The organism is Chlamydia sp. 04-14 (assembly GCF_036632095.1).
GTDB lineage: Bacteria > Chlamydiota > Chlamydiia > Chlamydiales > Chlamydiaceae > Chlamydia.
Window position 1 is genome coordinate 1 of sequence record NZ_JAPYKW010000007.1, and the last position, 8039, is coordinate 8039.

Genomic DNA, 8039 nt, shown 5'->3' on the forward strand with positions numbered 1-8039 from the left:
AACGTTTTCTTGTGGCGACTATCAAGTAAGGTTCGTTCCCTAGATGATATAAAGCCTCAAGAGCTATTAGAGCTTCTTTACCACCGAATTCATTCTTATTTCTGGCAGTTTTATATTTTTTTACCCCATAAGCTTCTAAGTATTCAGCTTTAGTAAATTTAATCCTTGGGATTGTACCTTCAAACTTAAATGTGTTTGTTTCCCTAGATAAATAAGATCCTTCTGAATTTCCTCTATAATTTGTAGCAGTTAAGAGTTTTTGAATAGCAGCTAAAGCGTGGTAATGTGAAGGTTGTAGATCTAGTCCTATTACTTCAATTTTAGATTCTGTACAGACACTAGAAAACAACTCAAGTTGGTCTTCTGATAGTTGAGGTTTTCTTCCAAATTTTTGGTTCTCTAAATGGAGGGAACTTTTAATTATTTGATTTTCTGATTTCACCATGCTTCTTTCTGAACTGAAAATTTTCCTGTGGATGAATTAAACCTTAAGTTGGTTGAGAACACAGACCCGTGCCTATTTTTCCCAATTATGATCTCCGAAAGCCCTTTTGTTGCTTCTTGAGAGTAGTAATCCTTTCTATGTAGGAATAATATCACATCAGCATCCTGTTCTATCTGACCGCTATCTCTAAGATCAGATAGCATTGGTCTCTTATCCCCACGATCCTCTACTTTTCGCGACAACTGAGATAAACATACAACAGGAATCTGGAGTTCGCCTGCCAATTTTCTCAACTGTCTAGAAATTTCAGCTATTTCATTCTGCCGATTCTCAGCCTTTTTATTAGAACCGATCAGCTGTAAGTAATCTATGAATAAAGCGTCTATACCTTGATTTTCCTTCAATTCTCGAGCCTGATCAATCAACGCATTTAAATCCGTACTTTTATTGTCGCATATAAAGAAGTGTGTTCCTTTTAATCTCACACCAATATTTTCTATTTTAGATAAGACATCTCTAGAGAAATTTCCTCTTTTTAATTGCTCACATGAAATTTCGCTTAAATTTGAGACCACTCGTTCTACAATCTGATTCGGGCTCATTTCTAATGAAACAAAACCCACAGCTTTCTCTTGTTCTAGGACAAGATTAAGCGCTATATCTATAGCAAAAGCTGTTTTTCCCATAGCAGGTCTTGCAGCAACAACAACAAAATTTCCCTTTGATAATATAATGCTATTTTCGTCTATGGATGAATATCCCGTAGGCAACCCGTCAACATAATCTATTTGATGCCTCGATCTGTAGTCATACCTATGTCGTATTTGAGATATAACGCTGTTTTTCCCATTGTCTCCTGATGAAAAAATGTCATAAACCGTTTTTCCTATATTTTTTCGTCTAGGATATGAAGTCTTTTTGTGGATGTTATCCAAACGCTCTTTGAATTGATCTATAAGTGTGTATGGAGAACGTCTATTTGGATATCTTGTAAAATCTTGGAAAGATGAGTCTAGAAACTCTTTTAAAAGGTTGTTAACATGTTTTTCGTGTAAGAAGTCAATATGATGATCTAAATCTATGGGTATGTCCGCATTTTGAGACATATGTATTAGATAAGAAACATCCATTCGTTTATCTAGATTTCTTCTTTTTATTTCTTCCCAAATCAAAGAAATAGAAATTGTGTCTCTATCTCTCAATATGTCACGTATCAGCAAGAATATGTTCTTATGATTTTCTAATTTGAAATGATTCTCTGATAATCTACGAACAACTGTGTGCGCATGTTCTAGATAGTTAACAGCTTGCCCTAGAATGAAAAACTCCACATCTAAGAGCTCTTTTTCTTCTTCAGATTGTTTTATCATAAGATATCCAGAAATTCCTTTAAGGATTTCATAAAGGTAATATAATTTGCTTGATTATGGAAATAATCAGGTAAAATTCATAACTTATATCACGAGGTTGTGTGTGCGTAAAGACAATTCACTGCATAAAAGCTTAGATACAATGTTTGGGAATAAAGTTTACCAAAGCAACCTGTCACATCAGGAATTTCTTTCTATTAGAAATGAACGTATTTGGGAAGGATTAAGAAATATACCACTCTCTGAAGCTGTTTTGGTATGGCTGTCATCCTTAAATAATCATACAGCCAGATCTTATAAAGGGTCTATCCTAGCATTAGAGAAAATAGGTTTGGTTTCTTTGAATATATCCCTACAAGAATTCGCTCTGTTAAACCACAATATTATCTTAGATTCGATAAAACAAGTCCCGATGAAAATAGTTCCTTGGTCAGAAGGGACAAAACAGGTACGCGCAGCATGTTATATATCCCTAACAAAATTTTTAAACCGAGCAACATCGGGTTTAATTTCTATAGCTCAACCATCGCACCAAGAATCTAACAAAACGTTTTATAAGATTAGAGACTTGGTCAAAACGAATGCTATGAACAAAATTGAAAGAGTTATGTTTTTAGAGGCTTTAGAAAAAATCAATCACAGAGATTGGTTAATAGCTCAGACTATTCTCCAAGGGGCAAAGCGTGTAACAGAGGCTTTGTCTGTTACTACGGATAAGATTTCATTCAAAAATGGAACCATATCTTTTGATCAAAGTAAGAGTAGAGGTATGACCAAAACAACGATCATAACTTATCCCCAACGATTCATGAAATTAATAGAAGATTATGTGGGGAATAGGTTGGGATTAGTCTTTATAACTAAAAACGGAAAAAGTGTTGGTTTAAAACAACTGGCAGGAACTTTTGCTAAAGCCGGAATAAAAGCAGGTATATCGTTTAAAGTCACACCCCATGTTTTAAGAGCTACTGCAGTAACGGAGTACAAAAATATGGGATGCTCAGATTCTGACATTATGAAAGTAACAGGTCATTCGTCTTCAAAAATGATATACGCTTACGACAAATCCACAACATCCGAAAACGCATCAAAAAAAGTGTCCCTGATTTAACCATAAAGTGGAAATTGGTAATTTCCACTTTAAAAAACTATAAACTAAGTCTAGCGACATTATCTTCTGTATAATTAAAATTATATTAAAATATTAAGGGTAATTGTGAAGTTAAATTGTCTGTTAGACCTGTATCGTATGCTGACAACATTTGAGTTGAAGATAGACAAGATACCCGCATTATTTCTTGGTCTGCAAATCCCATTTTTTTCAAATAAGCTAAAGCACTGGCTCTTAAAACATGGGGTGTGACTTTAATTGGAGAATTAATATCACTCTCAGCCAATTTGAAATAGTAATAAACCTGATTAATCGCTACCTGTTGACCTTCTCCAGAAACAAAAACCCATCCCTCTCTATTTCCAAGATAATCTCGCAACTCCTGCATCAAGAAATTTGGGTAACTTACTTTAACCTCTTGGTATCTGTTTTGTCGTTTCTTCACTTTGAAAGTAACCTGATTCTGAGCAAATGACAGATCATCAGTTCTCAAGGAAATTACTTCGGTTAATTTTCTTACCCCCTGAATGATTAATTTACCTATCAAATAGTCTCTAAAGCTTATTCTTTTTAGAGAGTCAAAAAACAACAACCATTCTTTCTTGGAAATGAACTCCGTTTTCACCTTATCTCTAATCTTATAAAACGTGGAGTTACCAAAATCTCTAGAAGGACTGGCTTGCTTAATGACACCTTTAGTCAAACGATAAAGAAATTTAGTAAAAGAGATATAACATGCTGCTCTAGCTTGTTTTGAAGCCTCTGAAACAGTCTTCCCTGCATAATTATAAGTTAAGGATTTTATCTTATTCAGAGCATCACAGTGATCAAAACAGATTAAGTTTTCCAATTTCATAGAGCCATCTAATATATGATTGGAAACTAGGAACTTGATTCCTGAAGCATAATTCTTTCTAGTAATAGGAGATAAGGTAGCCAACCATACATTAGCTGCTTCTAAAACTGTTAGAAATAATCTACTTTTATGATAGTGACTCAAACCGCTCATACTCAGTCTCGATATTTTGTAATGTATAAGTCTTGCGCAGTCTAAGTTTTTTTTATCCAAAAGTCTACCACCTAAAGTTGCAAAGTCTACCACCTAAAGTTGCAAAGTCTACCACCTAAAGTTGCAAAGTCTACCACCTAAAGTTGCAATTTCTCTCGGAATTTTTCAGGTTTATATTCTTAAAAAAGTATATTAATACTTTTTACTTGCTGCTGATTGTATTCAGCATCTAAACTTTGTTTGTAGAGTCTTCTCAAAAAGCTGCTGCAACAAGTTTTTGTTGTATTCGGATAATTCTAATCCAGAACATACTGTCCTAAGGATTTCTATTAGTTTTTCTGACAGCTCTTTATTCCTATCTTCAAAATCGGTCAATCTTTCTGTTTGAGAAGTTCTCAAAGAAGGAAGAAACTTGTTTAGTACATCTATAGCAGATGTATTCGACATCCCACTGATTTTCCCCAGAACTTTAACTTTATCTTTCAAAGAACCCTTCCTAGAGGCTAGTAAGTAGGCTGTTTTATACGGTATTGATTGGAACAAAGACTTTGTGTTTTTATCGGGAAGATTAATAAATAGTTCGTAGTACCCTAGAGCATTGTAGGCTGAAGATTTTGTATGGAATACAAGATTTATCCACGCTGAAAACGTTGTATCAGGTGAATTCATACTTTTTAAAATCTCTCTAACTTTATAAATTTTTTCACCGATTAAAAGAACGTGTTGTTTCTGTATAGATTTGATTTGTCCTGTTAGCAGTTTGATGGAAGCCAATCCACGGCTGCATTGATCCTCATCGTCGAAATTACTATGCTTGCTAACAATCAAGTTCTCTATTTGTTCGTTTTCGTTTTCGCTTAGAGATACTGAGAAAACATCCATAGCGAATTCTTTTTTGTGGAATTCCTTTACAGTGCTCTCTTGATTCTTTTGAAAAAAAGCGGATGCTTCTTTGATTAATTTACTCACAAAGTTTCCTGAACTAGTTTTTGGTTAAAAAACAGTTTGTTTTCTATTTCTTTAGTTAAGTTTAAAATATCTTGAGATGCTCTAGAATTTGGGTAAGCATTTATCACTGGAGTCTCCTTTAATAAGGATCTGCTAACAGTAATATCCCTACGTACTTTTGTGGATAGTATTTTTCCTTCGTAAATTGTTTCTATAATATCGGTGTACGTAGAGTTTGTTGAGTTTCTTTCATCCCAAAATGAAAATACTATCCCTAATATGTTCAAATCGCTTGCAATTGTTGAACAGAATTCTTTTATCTTTTGCAAGCCAAGTATAGAGAAAGGTTCCGGTGTTAAACATACAACCAAATGTTGGCTAGCTAGAAAAGCTTCTTGAGTAAGGATACCTAGACTTGGTGGCGTATCTAGAATACATATATCGTATTGATTTTGAATGCTTTGCAATGCTAGGTGTAGATGATTGACTGACAAGCTCGCGTCTTTATTCAACCCTCTAAAATCTTCCACAAGAACTGATGAAGGAATGATATCAAGATTCTCTATTTTTGTTTTGTAAATGGCTTGTTTGATATCGTTAGAACTTCTTAAAATTTCGTTAAGACTATATTCGTCCCGAATCTGGATTCCAAGTCCTGTAGTTAGGTTTGCTTGTGGATCTAAATCCACAAGCAAAACTCTTTTCTTGCTTATTTGAGCAAGATTACTACCAATATTAAGGGACAGGGTTGTCTTCCCTGTACCACCTTTAAAAGAACAAAATGCTAGTGTTTTCACACTTACTCCAACGTTAGAGTAGATGTTAATTTATTCAGCTTTTGAGAACATATCTTTTCTTGATAAAATCAACATGATCAAGGCTTTTTTCAGCTTCAAATTATTATGTTCCATTTGCTCGACTATAGGAGAGTCAGGGAACAAACCTAAAGATGTCTGTATTTGATTGAGCAAGTTTAGAATAACGGATATGCTTTTGTGATACAATTCCAAGGGAGAATTCAAAAAAGTAATCTTTTCTTTGTGTACTTTCATCTTGATATCTAGTTCTGGGAAATCTTTCTCAACATCTTTCACAATTTTGATGAAATCGTTAGTCATATTCTGTTTATCATTCATAATCTCTCCAGTAAATAGACGTATGATTTTTTCATATAAAACCACAAAAAAATATCCAACAAAAATATATTTTAATTAAGTTGTTTAATAACTTTTATTAACCGTTTGTTTGTTGTTTAACTTCTAAAAATGATATGTTCGATGTTGTTGTTGTGCCTAAAATAGAATCTCCATTCGCTAACGCATTAACCCAAACAACACCACTTTCCATGCCACCTACTCTTAGTGAGAATGTAACCGGGGTTGTTCCAGAATTGTTGATAGCCGTTCTTAATGAACAAACATTAGGAATACCAGATGAATACCCATAACTAACAGCGCAAGGAGCAGAATCACCTTCTTTTACTAAAGCTAATACAACATTTCCTTCCATTCTAGAGGCTATAATATCGGCGGAGATTAAGAACATACTATCAGTATTATCGGGTGTAATTGTGAACTTCCCAATTTCAGTCCCCCCAAGAAGAGTTCCGATATTGGTTTTTGTGAATAAACCGTTACATTGAATTTTCTCTGATATGGAAAAGTTTTTGAAAGCTTTAGTTAAAGCTAGAGTTGGATCAGAGACTATTTTATCTATAACTTCTTGTATTAAGCTGCTTGTTATATTTTTTATGATAGCGTCTACTAAATCCTTTTGTATCTGATCTAGGATTAGCTTTGATAAAGCATCAGGATCGATTGATAGATCAATAGAAGCATCCTGACCACTCGTGTTTGTAATCGCTACTTTGAGACCTTCTTTCGCAGTTATTTTTGCAGCTGTTGGAGTAGAGGATGTTCCAACTATAAGTTGTTGGTCTTGCAAGGGGTTTTGCATTTGACCGACTTTAATATTGTCCGCGAATACGCAGTTTTGGTTGTTGTTTAAGTAAAAACCAGAATTACCCATAATTAAAACTCTTTTTATTTGAGTTTTAATTTAATTTTTTTTGACTATCAACAATTAATTGTTGTTTGTTGTGTTTTGAATTGTTTTGTTTGTTGAAATTTGTTGAAATTTGTTTTTATTTAGATAAAACACTTCTTTTTTAGAAATAGTTTTACCCTGAATTCTTTCATGTTTATTCAACCACTTTAACTCTATTGCTATCTCAATACACCTGTTGATTGCGGATTCTATTTTCTTCCAATTTCTAGAAGTAATATATCGATTCATTCTTAGCGTGTAGGATAGGTTTTCAAACCCTATTTCTATTTTGTCAGGCCATTCTTTTAATCCTGAACTATTCATCTTTTTTCTGGTTGCAGTGCTGACGATCCAATCTATGAATGTATATGTGAATTTTGAAGCATTCGGAAACCTTAACTTAATTTCCTGGTACATGTTGGCAGGCTTTAGAACAAAATAAGAATCAATTTGATCTACAATGATAGGACAGGGCTCTATGATAAACCCTTTGTGTTTTTTAGAAATCAGATTAAGAAAAGGTTCTTCATCTAAAGCTTTATTTTCCTTTGGAGTTAAGCCTTCCCAACCCTCACAGATACGTAAAATAGGAGAAAACGTTTGGTAACGATCAACAACTTCCTCTCCTTTATTCCAACGTTTTCTTGTGGCGACTATCAAGTAAGGTTCGTTCCCTAGATGATATAAAGCCTCAAGAGCTATTAGAGCTTCTTTACCACCGAATTCATTCTTATTTCTGGCAGTTTTATATTTTTTTACCCCATAAGCTTCTAAGTATTCAGCTTTAGTAAATTTAATCCTTGGGATTGTACCTTCAAACTTAAATGTGTTTGTTTCCCTAGATAAATAAGATCCTTCTGAATTTCCTCTATAATTTGTAGCAGTTAAGAGTTTTTGAATAGCAGCTAAAGCGTGGTAATGTGAAGGTTGTAGATCTAGTCCTATTACTTCAATTTTAGATTCTGTACAGACACTAGAAAACAACTCAAGTTGGTCTTCTGATAGTTGAGGTTTTCTTCCAAATTTTTGGTTCTCTAAATGGAGGGAACTTTTAATTATTTGATTTTCTGATTTCACCATGCTTCTTTCTGAACTGAAAATTTTCCTGTG

The 8039-nt window shown here is 33.9% G+C and carries 8 protein-coding genes and 1 pseudogene; 1 reads left to right on the forward strand and 8 read right to left on the reverse strand.

Features of this window, described 5'->3' with window-relative positions; translation table 11 throughout:
• Window position 1 precedes the first annotated feature (1 nt).
• A pseudogene (locus O6937_RS05310) lies at window positions 2-445 on the reverse strand (virulence factor); the annotation flags it as partial.
• Window positions 439-1815 (reverse strand): replicative DNA helicase, encoded by a 1377-nt coding sequence (locus tag O6937_RS05315; protein ID WP_332390606.1) that lies wholly within the window; start codon window positions 1813-1815, stop codon window positions 439-441. The gene O6937_RS05315 and the pseudogene O6937_RS05310, both read right to left, overlap by 7 nt.
• Before the next feature lie 142 nt (window positions 1816-1957).
• On the opposite strand from O6937_RS05315, the gene O6937_RS05320 reads away from it, so the two are divergent.
• Window positions 1958-2926, forward strand: a complete 969-nt coding sequence (locus tag O6937_RS05320) for a site-specific integrase (protein WP_332390608.1) — start codon at window positions 1958-1960, stop codon at window positions 2924-2926.
• Between the two features lie 85 nt (window positions 2927-3011).
• On the opposite strand, the gene O6937_RS05325 is transcribed toward O6937_RS05320, so the two are convergent.
• The 6 genes from O6937_RS05325 to O6937_RS05350 all read right to left on the reverse strand — a co-directional run bounded on the left by O6937_RS05325 (window position 3012) and on the right by O6937_RS05350 (window position 8009).
• Entirely contained in the window at window positions 3012-3935 is a 924-nt protein-coding gene (locus O6937_RS05325) for a tyrosine-type recombinase/integrase (RefSeq protein WP_332390607.1), read from the reverse strand.
• A gap of 222 nt (window positions 3936-4157) precedes the next feature.
• Window positions 4158-4904 carry a CT583 family protein gene (locus O6937_RS05330; protein WP_332390602.1) on the reverse strand — a complete coding sequence of 249 codons (747 nt, stop codon included), beginning with the start codon at window positions 4902-4904 and terminating at the stop codon, window positions 4158-4160.
• A complete protein-coding gene (locus O6937_RS05335; RefSeq protein WP_332390603.1) occupies window positions 4901-5680 on the reverse strand; it encodes a ParA family protein in 780 nt (259 codons plus the stop codon). Before O6937_RS05335 ends, O6937_RS05330 begins: the two co-directional genes overlap by 4 nt.
• Window positions 5681-5710: 30 nt before the next feature.
• Complete coding sequence (locus O6937_RS05340; RefSeq protein ID WP_213242108.1) at window positions 5711-6019, reverse strand: virulence factor; 309 nt, start codon at window positions 6017-6019, stop codon at window positions 5711-5713.
• A 97-nt stretch (window positions 6020-6116) separates the two neighbouring features.
• On the reverse strand, window positions 6117-6911 hold the full coding sequence (pgp3, locus tag O6937_RS05345) for a virulence factor Pgp3 (RefSeq protein WP_332390604.1): 795 nt from the start codon (window positions 6909-6911) through the stop codon (window positions 6117-6119).
• 54 nt (window positions 6912-6965) lie between these two features.
• Window positions 6966-8009, reverse strand: coding sequence for a virulence factor (locus tag O6937_RS05350; protein ID WP_332390605.1), 1044 nt, complete (start codon window positions 8007-8009; stop codon window positions 6966-6968).
• Between the last annotated feature and the right edge of the window lie 30 nt (window positions 8010-8039).